Source organism: Holtiella tumoricola, from assembly GCF_027857615.1.
Taxonomy (GTDB): domain Bacteria; phylum Bacillota; class Clostridia; order Lachnospirales; family Cellulosilyticaceae; genus Holtiella; species Holtiella tumoricola.
Map to the genome: position 1 here is coordinate 116,480 of NZ_JAQIFT010000016.1, position 21,137 is coordinate 137,616.

The window sequence follows — 21,137 nt, forward strand, 5'->3', positions numbered from 1 at the left end:
CATAAAAAAGAAAGTTAAAGTTATTTTCTCTTTAACCTTCTCTTGATTACTCCCCATTTACCACTTATTGCGTACACTTTCAGCAAATCCTAATAAGTCTCTTACCTTTATTTCTGTCCCATCATCTAAAATCACTTTCCCTGTATATTTCCCAAATACTTGCTGTTGATCACTTAGGATAATACCATAAGAATGATAATCTTTACGATTGACAATTGGTTTAAATTCCATTTCGAATCTGCCATCACTTGAATGAAACTTCCATAGTATTCCGACTTCATCTTGTTTTGGGACGATTGCTTTAACAGCTTCTAACTTATACTGCAAACCTTTATAAAAAAAGCAGTTTTCACTGGTTCCATTTGTATCTCCAAAACTACATCCTATATTAAAGCCTATTTCTTCATTGTCTACTGTTCCCATTGCAGCACCCCAGTACCAATGACTTTTGTAAGGCCATACACCTCTTCCCCAATCCAAGAGTGCTCTCGCATTATTTTGCCTAAAGGTTAAAAACTGCTTTCCTGCTTTTACATAACCTCTTGCACACATACCTATTATTTTTTGATTATAATAAAAAGCTTTTTTATCCTCTTTAAAAGGTGTAACCGTTACAATACTCTCTTTAGGCTCATCACTTAATATAAATTCACATTCGAAAGGCTTATCTTTCTCAAACTCTTTCATGTAACATCTCAGACGTCTTTCTTTTTTATGAGTATAAACATGTACTTCCACCTGATGATCTACATAACGTATATCTCCTGTCTTAGATGTATGAGGTAACTTTAACTTCCCAAAAGTAAAAGGAATCATATGTGTCTTCGTCTTATAAGTCTTGTTTTTAAAATCTAATAGAGAAATACTCACAAGACCCATGTAGCTATTATCTGCAATGGTTAATGCTACGCCATAATGAGATGTTGTAATTAAGTAATAATCCCATTCCTTAATCCTCCACTTTGAAGCCTGAATATCTTCTCTATCATACTCTAATATAAGTGAAGTGCTGTATCCTCTATCACATAATTCTCCCTTAGTATTTAAAAGTTTTCCTTTTGTTGTAAGCTGTTGTTGCATAACCTCACCCTCTTTACCCTATATCATCTCCTCACTAATAGTTTATGCATATGAAAATTGTAATACGCCTGTTACCAAGTATTCATTTTTTTGTGATATGATAATAAACATATAATATCAAAACACTAGTAAAAAGGAGATTCAAATATGCCTAAGCGCCTTTTTAAAATATTTATTAAGTCTGCATGTATTACTTTAGGAGGACTATTTTTAACTGGAATTGCAAGCTTTTACATTTTAATTATGTCTGGTTGGGTACGCCCTACACAAGATTTATGGGTAACAACGGCTATGACAACTTTAAATCATAAATGGCTTGCAACAGCTTTTATTAAACAAGATAAAATAGATGAAATTATGAAACGTAATGAAGTGGATGACTCCGGTTATCAAACCTCTACTGATCTTGTAGAAATTCCAAAGCAAGAAGATTCCTCAAATGAAGATATCCCTCTAGAAGATACATATCTTGCTCAAGGTTATAAAGAACTTGAAGAAGGGATTTATCTTAAAGATGTATCAGGTAGTACTTGGAAAGGTAAATTAATGCTCATCAGTGACCCTTCTCGTGTCACACTTGCACAAACACGCTATCAATATGAACGTGGCGATCTGGTCAAAACAATGGTTGCTACCCATGAAGCACGAGCAGGTATTAATGCAGGTGGTTTTGTTGATGGCCCCAACTATGATTCAAACGGCGGAACACCTGCTGGGCTCCTCATCGTAGATAATCAACTTATTCAATCTAACGGAAATATGAAACATAGTGTGATTGGCTTTAATCAAGATAATGTTTTAGTCCTTGGCAAAATGACGAAACAAGAAGCCTTAGATGCTAACTTACGTGATGCCGTAGATTTCAAACCCTTCCTTATTGTAAACGGGGAAACCACAATCAAAGAAGGTACAGGAGGTTGGGGTATTGCTCCACGTACAGCCATTGGTCAACGCCCTACAGGTGAAGTACTCTTCCTTTGTATCGACGGTAGACAGCCAGGCTATAGTATCGGTGTAGACTTAGATGTTCTCCAAAATACCTTGCTTGCAGAAGGTTGCATTAATGCAGCTATGTTAGATGGTGGTAGCTCAACTGTTATGTACTATGACAACGACTATGTAAACAAACCAAGTTTAGGACACGAACGTTATATCAACAACGCATGGATTATTAAATAACAAAAAAGATGTGTACGGCAGTAAATGCCTACACATCTTTTCTATTTAGTCTAGTAAAAAGCCTCTGATATCCTAATTTTTTGGGAAGTAATACTCTCTAGTAGCTTATAAAATAAATATTTGGTTAAGTGTGAGGACATGTAGGCAAGTTTATTGTATTCCAACTTCTAGTCCTCGACTTTTAAGAGAGGCTAAGTTCATTCCATCAAACTAACGGTCAAAACTCAGAAAAGAAGTTCACTTTTCTTCAGACATTTCCCTAAAACCAGTTTGATTCCATTCTCTAAGCCTCTCTAAAAAGTCTGTGGAGAAAGTTTCCATACAATAACTCACCTTACTGCCCATCACATCATAACCCTTCCGGTAGAAAGATAGCAAAACTACATGACCCATTTTCTAAACATCCTTCATATGAAAGTGCCTAATCATTTCCGAGTTTAGATCAAAAGTACTATCAATTCTACAAAGCGTGTCTTACTTAATCCAGTAGCAAAAGGCATTGATACCTGCAAGGTTTTGCCTTCCGAAGAAGAAACATTTACTCCGATCTCTTCACCACGGGGTGTCACTGGAAGTGAAAACTTACCTTCGTGAGTAGAAAAGGGCGGTAATACGTGGGTAACCTCACTGGAGCTTTTTTCGAGGATGGACTTAGAATGTGTTAGCGATTATAAAGGAAGGATTTTGTGCGAGTGTTTGAGCGCTAGCGAGTTTTCGCACATTCTGACTGAATAAGAGCTTACACCTTCTTAGTCCATTTGAGCAAAAGCGAAAGGGAGAGCACCCACGTAGTGCCGACCGGGCTCCTCACATAGTAAAAGTTTTCACTGCATAAAATATTTATTTTATAAGGCTATAATACCCTGTGTCGCCTTCTACACCCGTAATCAGCCAAAAGCCTTTACCATTTTGGTCTACATGTTCCACAAATACTTTTTGCTGAATATGTCCACTTACTTTTCCTTGAAGCATTTCATCGTATTGAAGTGTATAGACTTTATGCCCTTCATCTACTACTTCTGCTTGTTGGCTGACAAGTTTTCCAAGAGATGGGCTAGAACCACCTGTTACCCAACCCGAAAATTGCTCCATCACCTTTTTTTGTAGTGGTTCACTTAATGCACTATACTGCAAAGCACCACTTCTAGTTTGTTGTCCTCTACTCCATAAGGTAATAGCTTCTTCAGCTGTCGTTGGTTTGATTAGGCCTTCTAACGTTTTTACCTCTTCCTCAAGCTCACTCTTATCTAAATACTGAACTTGAAGCTTATCCTTTGATTGAATCTTGATAGAATCCGCTAGAAAAATGGTGTTAAGCCATTCTTCTCCTAAATACAAGGTATTGTCTGCTATTTTATAGTCATAAACTGCATAACTCGCACTATAATCTCCATCTTTAAGTTCTAAAGTAATAGGCCTTTGTTCTAATTGTTGTCCATTTCTCCCCTTTAGCGGATAAGGTGGCAACTCCATATTTCTAAGACGTGGAGGTAAGGGTTCTACATACTCCCTATTAGTTTCTTCTAAACCATTTAGGTAAGACAGATACAAATGTGAGAGCTTATAATCTACCTCCATAGAAAGGATATGTTCCTTTTTATTCCATGTTATAGACTTTGCTCCTAAGGTCTCTGCTACCTTTCGAATAGGTATGAGATTTTCTCCCTTTTCACAAATAATAGGTACACTCACTTCTACTTTTTTAGCTTGAATAGTATTAATCGAAGATAACATCAATAACACTGTTCCTACTAAAGCCGTTTTCTTCAAAGCTTGCTTCATACTACCACTTCCTTATATGGATTTATTTACTTTGTGCCTCTATGAAATACCTCTGAAATCTATTTTTATTATAACACTCTATCTAACTACGAATAATGTTTTTATTCACTTAAACCTAATACTTTTAAACCTTTTATAAAATATTGATCTAATGGATTTTTAATAATCATATTACGTACTTCTATTTCTTGTGGACGCCAACCTTTTAAAAGATTAAACGCTTGCATTGTCTTGCTATATACTTCTTCTGGCGTCCCTTCTTGAGGATTACATCCTAAGTGAATTACAACTTGTACCCATTTCACAAATTCCATATCCTGCTCATTAAGATACTTACTAAGTGCCTCTTTTGATGCTTTATCTTTCCCTTCTTCACACTGACAATAAGCTCTTAATAATTCTAATAATGTCTCACTTTGGTTTTTATATTCTTTAAACATATTCTTTCCCTCCCTAGTATTCTATATTTTGAACAAATAGTTTCTGCCCATTATAATCAACGTCTACTAATCTAAGTCCTAGTATTTCACAGCTCTTTCTAAGAGGTACATAAAGTTTTTCGTTAATCATTAGCGTCTTTATTCCTCCCCCATTAAGCCAATTATCACCTGCTACTAAATAATGTCTGCCATAGGTTAAACTACTCATTTGTGTTCTTGATGTATATTCAACAGTACCACCTATACGATTGCCTAATTCTCTTAATCCTATATATAACACACCATCTTCATTTATAATAGGTACTTTTTGTATACTTGTTGTCCCATCTAACTCCATATTCATCTCAGTAATTTCATAACAACAGCGTGTAAGTTCTTCCATTGTTAATCCACTAGTATGTAATTTTGTTGCAAGTTCTTTTCCTACATAGCGTACGTGCCATGGTTCATATATAATGCCTGTAATATCTGTCTTATTCTTTGGATAACGAATAATATAACCATATTTGTAGCAATTAGCCGCTAGCCACTTACCTTCTTTTGTGTTACCAAAACTTTCCTGTATTGTTCCTCCACTAAGCCCAGTGATATCCATAGCCAATCCTGTACGGTGCTCAGATTCATTAGGCGGAGCTGACCCTTTTTGATTAGGACCATAATTTTTAATAGCACGTGTATAAAGCATGTTTTGATAGTCATAGCTTCTATAGCCACTTACTGCAATTAAGGTGACTCCACTTGCTTTAGCATCTTGAAACATCATTTCAAGTGCATAAGCTGCTTCTCGTTCCATATAATTTTTTTCTATGTTGCCCGGTGTATTAAACCTAACTTTAGGCATGACTAAGTCTTTTGGAACATAATCACGACTGACTGGATTTTGCTTATTAACTAATATGTGATACGGGTTATGCCTAGTCGCAAAACTTGGCTCTACAGCTTGTACATTCATACATAGCTGAGTCGCTAAAAGTCCTATGACCGCTATCCTCCAATATTTCTTTTTCATTGCTGTCCTCTTGTTCTATATGTATAGTTTAATGTCTTTATACTTATAGCTTATTACAAAAAATCTTAAATTTCAACATGACTTCCACTTATATTACACAAAATTAAAATGCTCAGCATAAAAAAAGAACTGCTACACTTTTAAATGTAACAGCTCATTTTATAAGCTAAATTCTAGTCTTCAAAAGAATTAAATCCATATGAATTTACTACAGCATCTAAAGGTTTCTTTGCTTTACAATCTTCGCATGCATTTGGATCTGATAATTTAAAGTTTGGTAAATCATCACGTGTAAATACTGCATGTACTGGATAACCATCTACCTCATCCACATTTGCAAAAATAACAGATAAACCTGTTACTTTTCCACCATATGCTAAGATTGTTCCAATAGCTTTAGAAATAGTTCTACCGCTCATTGCTGTTGCTAATACGATTAATACATTTTTCCCATGAATCATTGGTTTGATATTTTTGTTAACAACCATTTGTCCACTCTTATCAAATTCTGGTGTAATAACATAGAAAGAATGATGTTTATTATTAGATGGGAAACCACCTATACTAAGTTCTTCTGCTAAATAAGCACCAATTACTTCGCAACCATCCATACAAATAATTGTATCAATAGGCGTTTTAGTCGCTCCAAGGTTAACCATTGATTCCCAAGCTGGTTGCATACCCATAATATCTTTATCTAATTTTACTTTTTTCACATATTGTTCTGCCATTACCTCAGCAACTAATTTAGATTCTCTTTGACGCATTTTTAAAGTTGTCATGTCAATGTAATAATTTACATGGAAACGATCACTTGAGAAATGTCCCGGAATGGCTTTTAAAACTAAATCAGCATTACTTTTTGATGAAATTTTGACTTGTTCTTGCATAGCTTAACACCTCTTCTTATTTAATTTTTCTTAAAGCAAAGCAGATTTAGAGTCTTCTTCGCTTCTAAATCTGCTTTGTACCAGTTTCTAACTTGGAAGAATGATATTATTATAATACCTCTAGCAAGTAATTTGAATTCCTGTTTCGTATTTTTTATCCTCAATAATTACACGGATATCATAAGTACCTTTTAAACCTGTTTTAGTTACACATGTTCTAGTATTACGATCATCTGTGTCTAAGAAAGAACCACAGCACATTGCTTTTGATGGGACAGCTGTTGTAGAAATGTAGTATCTATGTACTTCATCTCCTTGCTCAAGTAACATCATTGCAAGATCACCTTTTGTGAAGCGGCAGAAGAATGTAAACATATCAAATTGCTCTTCTACTCTTGCATTGCAAGTCTCTGGTAACATTTCTCCACAAGCTTCAGCTGGGATACCTGTACCAAACTCTTTTGTTTCACTTAAGTAACCTAAGATTGTACCTTCACCCATTTCTAAATTAATACCATCACAGTATAATTTAAGTTTTTCAGCACGGTAGAAGTTACCATGTGCTTTCATTTCATACATCTTTGTATCATTTACTAATTCTACTGTAATAGAATTTAAAGAACCACCTGTCATTTTAGCAAATGCACCTAATGCTTCTGATGGCACACCATCTTTATCATAAGCAATACCACCTGAATGCACTAAATAATGACCTTCATTGTAGTATTCTACATTACAGATATATGGAGAGAAGAATTCTGCGCCTCTTTCTTTTCCATATTGCCATACTTGCTCAATTGTCATATCTTCTGTATTAATTCTATATCTTACACCTCTAGAGTAGTTGTTATATGCAGGTACTTTTTTTGCTTCTACTTTTGTGGAGTTATGATGGTTATCAAAACACATAACATCTCCGTTTGGTGTAATCACACAAGCATGTTGCTCATATTGCCATTCAAAATTGTTACCGATTGGTTTGAAGAAATACTTTTGCATATGGTCTGGCCAAGTTTCTGGATCGCCAATAATCCAGTTTAACTCACCACTATCATAATCAATATTTACCATTACGTCAACATGACGTCCTGAGAATGTTAATGAATTTGTATTTTCATCATACCAAACTGCATTATTGTGGAACCAGTCTTCGTCTGTGAATGATAAACCTTTTCCTTCTCCTGGTGTTAAGAATTTTTTATAATCCCAAGTTTTAAGGATTTCACCTGTATTTCTATCTAATAATACACAGACATCTTCTACTGTTTCACTTGTTAAGTCTTCTGTTAAGCATAATAAGTTACCATCTGGCATTTCAAATTGATCATGATGATATGCACCTGGTACACGATACTCTTTATAAATCTTTCCTACTGGAGACATTTCATATAAACCAGACATATAATATGGCATTTTAATCAAACGATCTGTACCAAATAAGAAGTTACCATTTCTTAAACGTTTTAAGTCAAATACACAAAGTGTTGTTAAATACCAACGAATATCCCCAGCATAGTCAATCCCCATAGTTGTTTCTGTTCCTGCTGGACAAAGAATCATAATATTGTCTTGGAAGTATTCTGGTGTAGTTTGTACATATTCAATAACCTTTTGATCTGCAACATGACCTACTTCAATTTGAATCGTTGTTGTTTTTCCTCTATAAGGTGTAATCTCTACTGTATTATTGTAATCACTGTATAATCCTAATACTGGTAAAATATGAGTTGTTGCTTTTGGGAAAGTATGTACCATATCAGCTGCTTTTGTTTTACCTTTAACACGTACTGTAACAGCTACTTCTTTTTCTGTACGGAATAATACAACTGCTGATAATGGGTTAATAAGATATGCATTGTATTTTACAAGAGGATTTTCTATCGTATAGTTTCCTGCCTCAAATTCTGCTAACATTTCTTTTTCCGCTTTTGCTTGAAGTGGAATCCAGTGTTCTATTTCTTTGTATTCTACTGCCATAATCAATCTCTCCTTCGCTTTTATTAAGTATTGTTAAATCTAATTTTCCGCTCTACATGAATAGATTTACGAATGGTATACCAAGTACTAAAATAACAAGTAACTCTATTACTACTGTAACAACTGTATACTTATATACTTCTGTTGTTGTTAAGTATTCTTTATTTCCAAATAACATGGCTGCAAACGGAGATGCTGCTGGTGTACAAGCTGCTGTTAATAATACTGTAAAGATCAATAAAGTAATAATTGGCGCTGGACTAACACCTGCTGCTACACAATAAGTTAATACTACTGGTTGCATAATCATACCAATTACTAAAGAGTTACAGATATTTGTTAAAACCACAACTAATACTAACAGTACAACAGTAAATACTGTACCTGACATACCATTAAAGATTGGTGAAAGTATAGTATTTAAGAATGGTGTTACACCAGTTGCTTCATTTGTTAATACACCACCAATTAAAATGGCTGAAGTACAAAGGAAGAATGTAGGCCAAGCAAAATCTTGCCCCATTACTGGACCAAAACGTAATACTGGTCCATCTTCAAATTGAATTAAAGATAAGATACAAACTAAAACGATTGGTACAAGTAAGGAATTTTTATTGATAAAACTTAATACTGGTACATTTGGTAATAAACTTGGGATGAGCATGCAGAAAATAAAGATACATAAGAAGATGCCATATGTTTTTTGTGCTTTAGACATTGCTGGTAATGGATTTCTTTCTAACATCTCAATACTCATTTTCTTCATAGGTGTTACATCTGGTCTAAAAATGAATTTCATAATACCTACAAAAGTAACAACTAACACTAAACCTAAAATAAAGCAAGCAATAAAGTAAGTTGCATCAGAGATTGTAGTGCCTTCTGTTAAGCTTGGGAAGTTACCTAATAAACCTCTATAGTTTCCAAGTAATGCTAAACCATTTGACATATATGGTGGCACTGGGAAACCAGCTAAAGCAGAAATAACAACACCAATTACCATTAATTTTGGATACTCATCTGTTTTCTCATAACCTACCTCTTCAAATACCCCATATAAAATTGGCCAGAATAAGAAGATTGGTGCAAATGCGCCAATAAATACAGACATTAAATATGTACCTAGCATCATTACTAATGTAAATACCCATGGTTTTCCTTCTATAAACTTTCTTGTCATAATCCAACGTGCAATATAAACAGTAAGTTTTCTATTTGTTAATCCACCCATGAAGACCATTAAGAAGAACATTTGTACAACAGTTGGATTTCCAAAGCAAGTACTTAATACACCTCCTGCAGGTGCAAAATCAGTCATTGCTAACATACATATACTAGCAATACTTGCAACTGTAGGATTTACTGTTGACCAAAGGTAGATCGTACCAATAAATACGCCCATTACCTGTAATCCAATTTCAGTTACATTTGGCAATACTCCCAATGGAATAAAGCGGAATAAAATCATAATTGCAAAACCAATTAGAAAATTAACATAGGATGCTTTGACTTGTTTTTTCATATTATTATTCCCTCCAGATTATAATTGTTAAAAAATTATCATATAATTATTATACAATCCTTTCTAATCTTTTATAATGGGAATTTTTTAGATTCTATCATAAAACTCTTATAAGATTTTGGTACATATTCATCTTATTTTGTTTATAGTGCTATATTAATCGCTACATTTATAGCTAAATTGCCTATTTCTTGATCTATTATTTGTCTTAATTCTTTCGCTTCAAATAATTGTTCTGGCGTTTGTACCATAAATGAAACCTTTAATTTTTTCATTTTCCCACCCATTAACTTTAGAGAGGATAACTTCATTGTATTAATAAATAATTCTTTTTGCTCTGGTTCTCTTAAATAGCGATATGGATAGACTAAATGCAAAGAAATTTTAGATTTATAAATCTCATCTATGAGTTCATTAAAATAATTATACACTTGATAATAAGGATCAAATTGATCTCCCATATCACAATAAGGATTAAGTATAATTTCTGTTCCCTCTAAATCAAGGGGTTCCATCTGTTTCATCTGTAATAAGTGCTTATATAATTTACTACTACTCGTTTCTTTACGTTCTTTAATATGATACTTGTCCATAAATTTCTCTAAAACCTGTTCATCACATACTCGGGTATACTCATCTTCTAATTGCCAACTTTCTGCACGCCACGTTTTAGGCGCCTTTTTAAAGTACCTTTTGAAAAGACTATAAAAAGATTTCATATCATAAATTCCCACTAAATTAGCAATTTCTGTCATACACAAGCTATAATCTAGCATGTAACCTTGGATCATAATTAGCTTACGGTACTGTACAAAATCTTTAAAATTAACACCACCCACTTTTTTCATGAACTGAGAAAAATAAGTAGCATTCATGTACAATTCCTTTAAAATATCCTCTACCATTATCTTTTCATTTGTATGCTTCATTACATATTCTACAATCCAATAATACCTATCTTGTAATTTCCCTGTTGGATATTCCTCTTCCTCTTTCATATGAGAAATCAATTGATAAGAGCTAAATAACATATGCACAAGATGTTGCTCATTTAGCTTTCTTTCCTCCACTCGATCTGCCTTATCTAAATCCTTTTCATACAAATATTGACGGATTAACAAATCCATAACAACCTTATTTAATCTATTTTTTAATGGTCTATTAATATCTAATAGCTCATCATTATTCATAAACTCTACATACTCCATCTTATCAAAGATATCCCTAAACTCAGATAAACGTATTTTAGCAGATAAGATATAAGCCCCTTCACTTTGAATACTATGTACAATATAACGATTAATTAATGTAAATTCACCTTCATTTACTGTTACGACACGTTCTACTTTTTGAATAGTAATACTTCCTTTAAGAACAAGAATAATTTCTAGATTGCTTTCAGAGAAGTGAGGTTTTATAGTCTGTACATATAACATTGTTGATTTTACTCGATTTTCTGTCATCTTATCACCATCTATGCCTAATTTAAAATTTTATACACTTTTTAATTATAGTTTATATTATCATATCATAACATAGATTAAGATTTTATTATATAAAATACTGTCATGAACAAAAGGCATCATCCTATTACAGATGATGCCTTTTACACATTCTCTATTTACCCTTTTACTGCCTCTACTACCATACCTCTCTAAAATACCATTGCAACAAAAGCCAACCTAAGTTGCCTTCCTCTCCAAAATCATAGGCAAACTTAAGTTGGCTTTGTACGCGACAAGCCTTATTAGAATTCATAGTAGAAATCTCATCAACTATTCTATATGTAATAGATTGATGTGCCTCTTCCTAGCCGATTCTCGTTCTTACTAAACGCCTGGTAACCCTGCCGGTGAAAGAGGTCGCAATGACTTTACACCATTAATCGTCTGGCCATTTGTAACTCATAAGACGTACTATCCGTTTCACTAAAACCTATTACCATCTAGTCATTATTGACTTGATTAGGTGATTGAATCCTTTTAAAGCCATATTCATCAGTTACTTTGCTGTCACCGTCAAAGCACTGAACCTAAGAAAAAAGTGATTTGCTTCTGGGAGAGGAGGCAGAAATATTCCTCTTTCTTCTTAGTGGTATAGTTTCTACTACTTATCTAGAATAGCAGCTTCTCTATACTTTTATATTAGATAACCTGTAATTAAATGCTGTGTATCTTGATATATAGAGTATATAACTTTTAATCTATAGGTACAATTGATAAACATTACAAAATAAATTCTTAGATTATATACAATAAAAAGGTTGTCTTTTTCAAAACGCTTCTTCGAAATCAAGAAAGTGAATTTCTAGATTTGACATAAAAATGCTAAATAACAAAAAAGTGCACAATTATATAAAATAATCTTGTGCACTTTTTTGTTTTATAACGTACTAGCGTAAAACCTCATCGAGATTATAATACACTATCATACATTTCTTACTCTATTCAACTGTTACCGATTTTGCTAAGTTTCTTGGTTTATCTACATCAAGACCTTTAAGGGTTGAAGTATAGTATGCTAAAAGCTGAGTAGGAATAACAGATAAAATAGGCATAAGAATATCGCATACTGCTGGAACTTCTATTATTTTATCTGCCACATGCCCAATATGTGGTGTGCCTTCTTTAGCAATTGCTATAACATAGGCTCCTCTTGCTTTTACTTCCTTCATATTAGAGATCATTTTTTCTGCTAGGCGCTCTTGTGTCACAATAGCAAGGACTGGTGTCCCTTCTTCAATAAGAGCTATTGTACCGTGTTTTAATTCACCTGCTGCAAAGGCCTCTGTATGAAGATATGAAATCTCTTTTAATTTAAGTGCTGCTTCCATAGCTGTTGTATAGTCTAACCCACGACCAAGGTAGAATGCACTTGTTGCCTCTACAAGTATTTTAGCTACTGCTTCAATAGTTTCTTTTTGGCTTAAAATTTCTTCCACTTTGTTCCCTAAGCCTTCAATAGCATCTACATAAGCTACATATTCTTGGTCTGTAATCGTTCCTTTTGTGTTTGCAAAATGTAATGCTAACATATAGAATGCTACAAGCTGAGCTGTATAAGCTTTTGTTGAAGCTACAGCAATCTCAGGACCTGCCCAAGTGTAGAATAAATCATCTGCTTCACGTGCTACAGATGAACCTACTACGTTAGTAATGGCAAGTACTCTTGCACCTTTACGTTTTGCTTCTTTTAGAGCTGCTAAAGTATCCGCTGTTTCTCCTGATTGTGAAACAACAATAAGAAGTGTCTTGTCATCTACAAACGGATCACTATATCTAAATTCTGAAGCAATATCAACTTCTACTGGTATACGTGCTAATTTTTCAATTGCATATTTACCTACTAAACCAGCATGGTATGCAGTTCCACATGCAACAATGTAGATTTTATTTAGTTCATCTAAATCTTCTTTTTGAAGTTTAATGTCGTCTAATTGAATATGACGTTTTTCATCTAGACGTCTACATAGTGTTTCACGAATAGCTGTTGGTTGATCATAGATCTCTTTCATCATGAAATGGCTGTATCCATTTTTAGATGCTGCTTCTGTATCCCAGTCAATATGTGTAAGTGTTTTACTTACTACATTTCCTTCTAAATCTTGAATACGTAACTGTCCTTTTTGTGCAATAATAACTTCATTATTATCCATATAATAAACGTCTCTTGTAAAACCAAGTAATGCTGGAATATCTGAAGCAATTACATATTCATTGCCCTTTACACCAACTACTAAAGGACTTTCTTTTCTTGTGGCGATTAAAGTATCTGGATACTTACTACTAATAATACCTAAAGCGTAAGCTCCTTTAAGTCTATCTAATGTCTTATACACTGCACTTTCAAAGTCACCTTCATCATATAAATCAATAAGGTGTGCTACAACTTCTGTATCTGTATCAGAAACAAAGATATAACCTTTTTCAATAAGTTCATGTTTAAGCTCTAAATAGTTCTCAATGATACCATTGTGTACAACTGCAATTGTTCCTTCTGAATTAAGATGAGGATGGGCATTTTCTTTTGATGGCACGCCATGAGTCGCCCATCTTGTATGTCCAATACCAATATGACCATCTAAACCACTTTCTTGTACAGTTTCTTCTAAAACCTTAAGTCTACCTTTTTCTTTGATACACTTTAAGTCCTCATGTTCATCAATAACAGCAATTCCTGATGAATCATATCCCCTGTACTCGAGTGCGCTAAGCCCCTCTAAAATAATGTCTTTTGCACTGTGTTTTCCATAAAATCCAACAATTCCACACATATTCGTACCTCCTGATTATTTTGATCAGGGGGAACTCACTCAAGATGTTTTGTCCTCTAAGTCACCTTATAGATTTGTCATCTTGTTAGGTTGTGATCCCTCTAGAGCATCCGCCGAATTTTCGATAACTCTAGTCCTCGTCAACTTGATCGCTTCAAGTTCTGGCGCTTTATTCATTTTTTCCCCCACTTGAACTAGGATACTCTAATAGTTTATGCAAGTCAATACTTATTGGCGCCTAAATATTTAAACCCGCATTTTTTCGACATCAAAAAAAACTAGTTTAAGTCATCCTTCAACTTAAACTAGCCCCTCACCTACTGCATACCGATAAACATTCCTATAAAGTATGGTACAAGCCATACTGCCCATACAACAATACTAAATTTATGGAAAGAATGCTTCATATTTGTATCACCTTTATAAAGTACCCAAGTTGCCCATCCTGCATGGAATAACATCAATACAATGGCAATAAAACCTGTAATCCCATGTATTGGTGATGCCACTTGTGTACTACTTCTAGCAATGGCTCCCATAGTCAAAGTCCCAATGGTATCACAGACTAAACCTAGCCAGAAAATCAATACATGCCTTTTCTCTAGTGAGCCAGCCTTTCTTTCTCCAAATACACCTATTGTATAAAAAACAAGTGCCAATGTAATTGTTATAATTGCAAAAATTAATCTTGAGTCCATCTTTATTCCTCTTCTTTCATTTTATGCTTTAATAATCTTAATGCTCTTGTAATTTCTTCTATTTCTTCTTCTGTTAAGCGTTCAAAAACTTGATTGAAACTATGGTTCATACTTCCTCTAAATTCTTGTGCAAAAGCCTTTCCTTTTTCAGAAAAAGTAATATAGGTATTGCGCTTATCAGACTCTTTTTTTTCTTTTTGTAAGTAACCAGCCTCTTCTAATCTACTTACAATACCCGATACCGTTCCTTTAGCTAAAGAAAGTTCTTCACACAAATTAGATATAGTCATTTCTTTATTATGTGCAATTAACTTAATCACTAAAATCTGTTGAGGCGTTAATCCACTTGTTCGCATATTACTACCAATTTGACAATTCATACTTGAATAAATCTCTTTAATAAGCATAATCATCTCAAACCCTTTTTCCCTCATAGTTCCCCCTTAAATTACTCACTTATTTTATTCCACTTTAACCAACCAATCATAAAGCATACACCGCCACCAAAAAGTGCCGTTCCAAGACCTACATAAAAGGGTGCCCAATAAATTGGATTAATAAAACTTGTAGAGCGAATAACAATTCCTAATGTCATCATAAAGGCCATGATTATATAACCCTTTTTATCAAAAAATGCAAAAGCACACACCTTTTCCTTTACATAAGAAGCAATACGTCTTTGGTGTTTAATTGCCATCTTCCTAAAAATAAACTTGAAGAAAATACCAAATACACCGAGTGCTACAACGCCTGAAATAAACCAACAATTTGGCTTACTCAAAATAACTTCATAGCCTAATTTCATAATCATTGTACCTGCCATCATCCAAACCATTGCTGCAATAATGAATAAAGATCTTTTTGAACATCTTGGCATAAACTCTTTCATATTCTCACCTCTATTGGTTCGCATGCGAACCATTTATCTTTTACTATTTTATGCTTCTATCATCTTTTTGTCAACTAGTAACTTTTATATTTACTTTCTATAGGTAGGTTGGTTGTCATGTGATATAATTTTGGTAAGATTCACACCAAATGATAAACTTATTTTAGGAGGTACCTATGAAAAAATTTATAATAATAAGTTGCATCGCCCTTGTCACTTTATTAAGCTTTATAGGGTGTAGTAGCTCCATCTCTACAAAAGATATTTCTAAGCTTTATAGTACAAGTCAAGGCAGTCGTTATATTGTTGTAATTGAAGTTAAACAATCTCATCTTTCTTTTGACCTTAGTAAACATGTAAAAGATGCTATGAATAAAGTTGAAATTGCTATTCCTGTTGATCAACAATTTTATGACGATGTTAGAAAAGGCGACAAATTAAGCAGTGATTTTAGAATGGGCTCACTTCTTACTTCTGGCAGTGTAGGCTCATGGGATATTACAGTAAAAGATAAACTTATTTTAGAATAAATGCACTTGCATTCAATAAGCAAGCTCCTCTACTTGGGATTTCGCCTAAGTAGAGGGGCTTCTTTATTAAACTTTACTTACTCCTGGTACACCTACAATAAGTTTAGTAAATTCACTTTTGATAATCGTTAGGGACATAAAAAATACAATGATCTTTTCTTCTTGAAAAATATAAGCAACTCTGCACGCAAAAGTTTTATTTAAGGGAATTTTATATTCATAAATAGTCTTGCCTTCATACTTATAACCTTTTACCGTCTTAATCTTATAGGCTTTTTCTTCAATAACCCTATTGATATTTTCATAAATCTCATTTTTTATCTTTTCTTCAAATGGTTTATTACGTCTAAAAAATTTATCTAATATACTGCTTTCTTCAATAGTCACTTGATACACACTCTACCTCCTAGTAATACCCATAAAGCACTACATTTTGCTCATCTTGTATATAATCTTTGAGTTGTTGATGGCTCGCTTCATCCATCAACAAATGTATGCTTACCTCATCTAGATAATCTATTCGTACAATTTCTACCCCTAACTCTTCTACAAAAGTTTTTATAGGCGTTAGGATATTGTAGGGACACTTTAAAAGTACCTTTTCTAATTCTTCTTCCTCTTCTTCAGTCTCTTGCCTATAATTGGCACGTACAACACTACTCTCCTTAGACTCAAGTACATAAAGCCTTAGCTTATTACTTCTAGGAAACTCTCTTTTTTCTATAATCTTTAGAAGTTTCTTAAGTTCTTCTTTAGAAAGGTCATAAAAAATCTCTTCATGAAATCCTTCTTCATACAAATTGTATCCGCTTACTATTTTCTCTATAACAATCTTTCTATTCTTCTTATAAGAACGTATATCGAGACAATTTAAAAGCTCTAACTGTTCTAGTCGTTTAAGTGTATCCATGACAAAGTTATCAATGGTTAACATCACTCTCTCCTTTTGTCTTTATAATGTCCTCATTATTATAACCATACCTTGGTTTCTTGTGCTAGCTTTAATTTAAACTTCACCACTGTACATATAAAGGTATTCTTGATACCAATCTTCACAAAGTTCTTCGCATAAATAGTCTTCAGTTGTATAGAAAATCTCTTCTAGATCACCTCGCTCGGCAATCACTTTTGTTTTGCCAAATACCTGATTATCTTCTTCTATATAAAAGTACCAGCCACGCCATTCTAGTTCTGTCAAATACATCTTTTTAATCCTTTCTCGTTGTAACACTTACTTAGCATTTCTTTATTATAGATAGATTATAAACTTTTCCTCTTAATCATCTCTTTTAGAGTATTATATCATTCTCTTCACTATAAAAAAAGGAAGCTACCCATCCGGTAACTTCCTTTCAAGTTGAGAACTCTATTTCTACATCTTTATTTATTTCCCTAATAAACTAAGTTGGTTAACCGTAGCAAAGTTCTGTACATTATAAAGCATTAATGCATCTTCTATGCCATTTTCACGCATATAAGTTGCAATAGGCATATTTAAAAATCTTAAATCAAGTACATGTATTTCTTCAAAGTGTTCTGTTAAAAAAGGAATCATTGCATTGGCATAAGAGTCTTTAATAACAGCTAACTTTTTCCCATTATTCACACTTGATTTAATCGTAATAATCGGATGATTACCACCTAAGAAAACAGTATATTTATCTTTTTTATCCAGTTGTCCCATCTCATAAACTGTATCCGTTGTTCTATTATCAGCCATATAGAACACTTCTAGCTTTGCAGGTTGTTTAGGTATAAAAAGTTCAATAGTATCTGGCTTTGCAAAAGTAAAATTCCCTTTAGAAAAGAGTGAGCCATAAAAAGCTTCACTGCCAATAGCAAGGTCAAAATCTTCCATTTTTAAAGCCTCTATCCCATAAGCTTCACAAAAAGCTAAATAGCTATAATACGCTCCAAGAGTCGTCCAGTGATGGTCTGTTTTATAATACAGATCTTCTTCTTTATGTGCATCTAGTGCTGCAAATACATCTATTGTATGGATAGAATCTTTAAGTCCATTGTCTACAGTATCAATAAATAATTTTTCATCATAAGGTGTTGCATACGCTGGTAATTTATCTTCATATAGTTTAGTTGCTGTTGGTGCTAACATAAAATATACATTAAAGTTTTCTGCAAATTGATTAATATAGTTGATGTTCTTATTCATCAAATCTAAATCCGGTGTCTCAAACTTCTGTAAGAAATAATCATCTTTCCCAATATACACCCCATTGTTTTCTTTTTTCTGCAATAAAAGCTCTGTCCTAGACTTCATTGCAATGAAGGTCTCACGCCCCGGGAATTGATCTGCTATATATGTTTCTACCTCTTTACCATAAGTCCCCTTAAAGAATTTATCAGTGGTAAACTTTGGCTTAGTGGCTAATGTTCTATTTTCAAGTTCTGAAAAAGTTTTATCTTTAGCTATGAGCTGAAGTGCAAAAAAGCCTCCTATATAAGCAATAAAACTAGCTGTTAAAATGATTTGAAAGCTACGTCTCAAAGTATCATCTCCTAAAATCTAAAATATAAAAATGGATTGAATGTTGAATCGACTAAGTAAGCTGTGCTTAAAAGCATTACAACTACATAGAAGATATAAAGCATCCATGGTTTCAACTTCATTTGAAGCTTCTTCATGATAGGTGTAGCAAAAATCATTCCAAGGAGGATGACTACTGCATAATTTGAAAGCTGATAAAGTGTTTGGTTACTCAGTATACCTGCTTCCCCTAAGCCAAACATAGCTTTTAAGTACACTATAATATGACTACTTTCTTCAAGAGCAAATAATACCCAACTAATCAGTACAACACCTAATAAATAGATATGACTTACAAAACGTGGCATTTTATCAAGTGCTTTTAAAAGACCTGCACGCTCTATAATAATAAGCACACCGAAGAATAGCCCCCATAAAATAAAGTTCCACCCTGCTCCATGCCAAAATCCAGTTAAAAACCATACAATCATTAGGTTGCGATAGAACTTTGGCTTACTTACACGGTTTCCACCTAGAGGAATATAGAGGTACTCTCTAAACCAGCTGCCAAGTGTCATATGCCATCTACGCCAAAACTCTGTTACACTTTCAGACATATAAGGATAGTTAAAGTTTTCCGGGAATTTAAAGCCCATCATCTTTCCTAAACCAATAGCCATATCAGAGTATCCACTAAAGTCAAAGTATAATTGTAGCGCAAAGGCTATAATTCCAAACCATGCACCTACAAAAGTCAACTCACTCGCTGGCATAGCCTTTACCGCTTCCCATGCCATCCCAATATTATTGGCAAGAAGTACTTTCTTTCCAAGACCTTCTATAAAACGCATAATCCCTTCACTAAATTGATCAAGTGTCTCAACGCGATGATTTAGCTCATGTTCTACTGTTTCATAAGTTACAATAGGGCCTGCAATCAGTTGAGGGAACATAGCTACATAAGCACCAAATGAAATAATATTCTTTTGTACTCCAATTTTTCCACGATATAAGTCAATGGTATAAGACATGGTCTGGAACGTATAGAAAGAAATCCCTATTGGTAATGCGATTTGTAAGAAATGAATATCAAGATTTAAGAAGTTATTGACATTATCAATGAAGAAGTTAGCATATTTAAAGAATCCTAACATCCCTAAATTACCTACCATTGATACAATAAGTGCAATTTTAGGAATAACTGAATGACTTCTATAATGGTCAATAACACGTCCAACAGTATAATCTAACACGGTTGAAAAAATCATAATGAGCACATAAACAGGCTCACCCCAAGCATAAAAGATTAAGCTTGCAATAAACAAAATGAAATTACGCAACCCTCTTGGCGCTACGTAATAAATCATTAAAAATATCGGTAAAAATATAAACAGAAAGAGTAAACTGCTAAATACCATATAACACCCCTACTTTACTTGTGCATTAAAATTACTAATAACAGTGTCTGCTGATTCACTAATTACAAAAATAACATAATTTCCTTTTGTTGCTGTTTTATAGTTTTGAACAAGTTCAAATTGTGCTGGTAAATAAGATTGCCATTGATTTTTAAGTGATTCTACACGTCTTTCAATACCTGCAATAACTTTAGATGCATCACTTGCATTATTAAGTTCAAATACAGCAACTTCACTTGCATGAACCATCATCATTGGCATACGTACTTCATAACTTTTAAGAATAGACGTATCAATACCATATGTATCTGCAAAGAATGCACTTTCCATATTCATCATACCTGGCATCTCAACATCTCCTGTAAGTACTTTCGCCATTAATTCAGATGCAGTCATTGTTGTTACTTCTGGTTTTGTTTCTGGTGTCGTTTCTGGTTTTGGTGTTTCTGGTTTGGATGTTTCCGGTTTGGATGTTTCTGGTTTGGATGTTTCTGGCTTTGATGTCTCCGGTTTGGATGTTTCTGGCTTTGATGTTTCTGGTTTGGATGTCTCTGGTTTAGATACTTCTGGTTTTGTCACAGGCTTATTTGTTTCTGGTTTTGTTTCTGGTTTCACTTCTTCTTTTTTAGGTTCTTCTTTTTTCTCTTCTTCTACTTTTTCCTCAACTTTTTCTTCTGTGCTTTCTTCAGTTTTATCTGTCTCTTCTATATCTTCTTCTGGTACTTGTGTTTCTTCTTCACTTGTTCCCTCATTTTCTTTATCAACAGATGGCGTTTCAATTGTTGTATCTTCTGCTGGCGCTTTTTCGCTACTACATCCAACAAGTGCGCCTCCTACAGTGAGTGCAAGCATAAGTCCTATAAGTTTTTTATTTAATTTCATATTCTAGTCTCTCCTTTTTGTCATCAAATCATTATCATTTTAACATTAAGACGTAGTGTTATCTAATAAAGTTCCAGTTTTTA

The 21,137-nt window shown here is 33.7% G+C and carries 20 protein-coding genes; 2 read left to right on the forward strand and 18 right to left on the reverse strand.

All coding sequences use genetic code 11. From position 1 onward, the window contains the following. Window positions 1-57: 57 nt before the first annotated feature. Entirely contained in the window at window positions 58-1,080 is a 1,023-nt protein-coding gene (locus PBV87_RS04135; RefSeq protein ID WP_271011247.1) for a DUF2804 domain-containing protein, read from the reverse strand. Between the two features lie 147 nt (window positions 1,081-1,227). Between PBV87_RS04135 and PBV87_RS04140 the strand changes: the two genes are divergently transcribed. Then, on the forward strand, window positions 1,228-2,259 hold the full coding sequence (locus PBV87_RS04140; RefSeq protein ID WP_053984245.1) for a phosphodiester glycosidase family protein: 1,032 nt from the start codon (window positions 1,228-1,230) through the stop codon (window positions 2,257-2,259). An 840-nt stretch (window positions 2,260-3,099) separates the two neighbouring features. Here the strand turns inward: PBV87_RS04140 and PBV87_RS04145 are convergent. From PBV87_RS04145 to PBV87_RS04195, 11 genes are all read right to left on the reverse strand, one after another. Next, entirely contained in the window at window positions 3,100-4,041 is a 942-nt protein-coding gene (locus tag PBV87_RS04145) for a hypothetical protein (protein ID WP_271011248.1), read from the reverse strand. Between the two features lie 101 nt (window positions 4,042-4,142). After that, window positions 4,143-4,481: a hypothetical protein gene (locus tag PBV87_RS04150; RefSeq protein WP_053984247.1), complete on the reverse strand. Its 339-nt coding sequence runs from the start codon at window positions 4,479-4,481 to the stop codon at window positions 4,143-4,145. A gap of 13 nt (window positions 4,482-4,494) precedes the next feature. Next, entirely contained in the window at window positions 4,495-5,490 is a 996-nt protein-coding gene (locus PBV87_RS04155; RefSeq protein ID WP_271011249.1) for a D-alanyl-D-alanine carboxypeptidase family protein, read from the reverse strand. A gap of 173 nt (window positions 5,491-5,663) precedes the next feature. Further along, entirely contained in the window at window positions 5,664-6,380 is a 717-nt protein-coding gene (locus PBV87_RS04160) for a phosphoribosyltransferase (RefSeq protein WP_053984249.1), read from the reverse strand. Window positions 6,381-6,500: 120 nt separating this feature from the next. Further along, window positions 6,501-8,357 carry an aryl-sulfate sulfotransferase gene (locus PBV87_RS04165; RefSeq protein WP_053984250.1) on the reverse strand — a complete coding sequence of 619 codons (1,857 nt, stop codon included), beginning with the start codon at window positions 8,355-8,357 and terminating at the stop codon, window positions 6,501-6,503. A 52-nt stretch (window positions 8,358-8,409) separates the two neighbouring features. Then, entirely contained in the window at window positions 8,410-9,879 is a 1,470-nt protein-coding gene (locus PBV87_RS04170) for a transporter permease (protein ID WP_271011250.1), read from the reverse strand. A gap of 143 nt (window positions 9,880-10,022) precedes the next feature. After that, window positions 10,023-11,342, reverse strand: a complete 1,320-nt coding sequence (locus PBV87_RS04175) for a helix-turn-helix domain-containing protein (RefSeq protein WP_271011251.1) — start codon at window positions 11,340-11,342, stop codon at window positions 10,023-10,025. Window positions 11,343-12,322: 980 nt separating this feature from the next. Then, on the reverse strand, window positions 12,323-14,152 hold the full coding sequence (gene glmS, locus PBV87_RS04180) for a glutamine--fructose-6-phosphate transaminase (isomerizing) (protein WP_271011252.1): 1,830 nt from the start codon (window positions 14,150-14,152) through the stop codon (window positions 12,323-12,325). A 317-nt stretch (window positions 14,153-14,469) separates the two neighbouring features. After that, window positions 14,470-14,850 (reverse strand): HsmA family protein, encoded by a 381-nt coding sequence (locus PBV87_RS04185; protein WP_271011253.1) that lies wholly within the window; start codon window positions 14,848-14,850, stop codon window positions 14,470-14,472. 2 nt (window positions 14,851-14,852) lie between these two features. Continuing rightward, the gene (locus PBV87_RS04190; protein WP_053984255.1) at window positions 14,853-15,284 is read right to left on the reverse strand and encodes a MarR family winged helix-turn-helix transcriptional regulator; all 432 of its coding nucleotides are present in this window, start codon (window positions 15,282-15,284) and stop codon (window positions 14,853-14,855) included. Between the two features lie 14 nt (window positions 15,285-15,298). Further along, a complete protein-coding gene (locus tag PBV87_RS04195; protein ID WP_271011254.1) occupies window positions 15,299-15,739 on the reverse strand; it encodes a hypothetical protein in 441 nt (146 codons plus the stop codon). 176 nt (window positions 15,740-15,915) lie between these two features. Here PBV87_RS04195 and PBV87_RS04200 point away from each other — a divergent pair, with 176 nt between their 5' ends. After that, window positions 15,916-16,269: a hypothetical protein gene (locus tag PBV87_RS04200; protein ID WP_271011255.1), complete on the forward strand. Its 354-nt coding sequence runs from the start codon at window positions 15,916-15,918 to the stop codon at window positions 16,267-16,269. Between the two features lie 66 nt (window positions 16,270-16,335). Here PBV87_RS04200 and PBV87_RS04205 read toward each other — a convergent pair whose 3' ends face one another. The 6 genes from PBV87_RS04205 to PBV87_RS04230 form a co-directional block, all read right to left on the reverse strand. Then, window positions 16,336-16,665, reverse strand: a complete 330-nt coding sequence (locus PBV87_RS04205) for a hypothetical protein (RefSeq protein ID WP_271011256.1) — start codon at window positions 16,663-16,665, stop codon at window positions 16,336-16,338. Window positions 16,666-16,675: 10 nt separating this feature from the next. Next, window positions 16,676-17,203: a DUF1949 domain-containing protein gene (locus PBV87_RS04210; protein WP_053984259.1), complete on the reverse strand. Its 528-nt coding sequence runs from the start codon at window positions 17,201-17,203 to the stop codon at window positions 16,676-16,678. 72 nt (window positions 17,204-17,275) lie between these two features. Next, window positions 17,276-17,500 carry a hypothetical protein gene (locus tag PBV87_RS04215; protein ID WP_198524899.1) on the reverse strand — a complete coding sequence of 75 codons (225 nt, stop codon included), beginning with the start codon at window positions 17,498-17,500 and terminating at the stop codon, window positions 17,276-17,278. Between the two features lie 153 nt (window positions 17,501-17,653). Further along, a complete protein-coding gene (locus PBV87_RS04220) occupies window positions 17,654-18,775 on the reverse strand; it encodes a DHHW family protein (RefSeq protein WP_271011257.1) in 1,122 nt (373 codons plus the stop codon). Window positions 18,776-18,786: 11 nt separating this feature from the next. Beyond that, window positions 18,787-20,172 (reverse strand): MBOAT family O-acyltransferase, encoded by a 1,386-nt coding sequence (locus PBV87_RS04225; RefSeq protein WP_271011258.1) that lies wholly within the window; start codon window positions 20,170-20,172, stop codon window positions 18,787-18,789. A 9-nt stretch (window positions 20,173-20,181) separates the two neighbouring features. Further along, entirely contained in the window at window positions 20,182-21,054 is an 873-nt protein-coding gene (locus PBV87_RS04230) for a DUF4358 domain-containing protein (protein WP_271011259.1), read from the reverse strand. Window positions 21,055-21,137: the final 83 nt, after the last annotated feature.

Excerpts from the sequence above, each read along its gene's own strand:
- PBV87_RS04135 (WP_271011247.1), bottom strand. The coding sequence starts at position 1,080 with ATGCAACAACAGCTTACAACAAAAGGAAAACTTTTAAATACTAAGGGA.
- PBV87_RS04140 (WP_053984245.1), top strand. The coding sequence starts at position 1,228 with ATGCCTAAGCGCCTTTTTAAAATATTTATTAAGTCTGCATGTATTACT.
- PBV87_RS04145 (WP_271011248.1), bottom strand. The coding sequence starts at position 4,041 with ATGAAGCAAGCTTTGAAGAAAACGGCTTTAGTAGGAACAGTGTTATTG.
- PBV87_RS04150 (WP_053984247.1), bottom strand. The coding sequence starts at position 4,481 with ATGTTTAAAGAATATAAAAACCAAAGTGAGACATTATTAGAATTATTA.
- PBV87_RS04155 (WP_271011249.1), bottom strand. The coding sequence starts at position 5,490 with ATGAAAAAGAAATATTGGAGGATAGCGGTCATAGGACTTTTAGCGACT.
- PBV87_RS04160 (WP_053984249.1), bottom strand. The coding sequence starts at position 6,380 with ATGCAAGAACAAGTCAAAATTTCATCAAAAAGTAATGCTGATTTAGTT.
- PBV87_RS04165 (WP_053984250.1), bottom strand. The coding sequence starts at position 8,357 with ATGGCAGTAGAATACAAAGAAATAGAACACTGGATTCCACTTCAAGCA.
- PBV87_RS04170 (WP_271011250.1), bottom strand. The coding sequence starts at position 9,879 with ATGAAAAAACAAGTCAAAGCATCCTATGTTAATTTTCTAATTGGTTTT.
- PBV87_RS04175 (WP_271011251.1), bottom strand. The coding sequence starts at position 11,342 with ATGACAGAAAATCGAGTAAAATCAACAATGTTATATGTACAGACTATA.
- glmS (WP_271011252.1), bottom strand. The coding sequence starts at position 14,152 with ATGTGTGGAATTGTTGGATTTTATGGAAAACACAGTGCAAAAGACATT.
- PBV87_RS04185 (WP_271011253.1), bottom strand. The coding sequence starts at position 14,850 with ATGGACTCAAGATTAATTTTTGCAATTATAACAATTACATTGGCACTT.
- PBV87_RS04190 (WP_053984255.1), bottom strand. The coding sequence starts at position 15,284 with ATGAGGGAAAAAGGGTTTGAGATGATTATGCTTATTAAAGAGATTTAT.
- PBV87_RS04195 (WP_271011254.1), bottom strand. The coding sequence starts at position 15,739 with ATGAAAGAGTTTATGCCAAGATGTTCAAAAAGATCTTTATTCATTATT.
- PBV87_RS04200 (WP_271011255.1), top strand. The coding sequence starts at position 15,916 with ATGAAAAAATTTATAATAATAAGTTGCATCGCCCTTGTCACTTTATTA.
- PBV87_RS04210 (WP_053984259.1), bottom strand. The coding sequence starts at position 17,203 with ATGTTAACCATTGATAACTTTGTCATGGATACACTTAAACGACTAGAA.
- PBV87_RS04225 (WP_271011258.1), bottom strand. The coding sequence starts at position 20,172 with ATGGTATTTAGCAGTTTACTCTTTCTGTTTATATTTTTACCGATATTT.
- PBV87_RS04230 (WP_271011259.1), bottom strand. The coding sequence starts at position 21,054 with ATGAAATTAAATAAAAAACTTATAGGACTTATGCTTGCACTCACTGTA.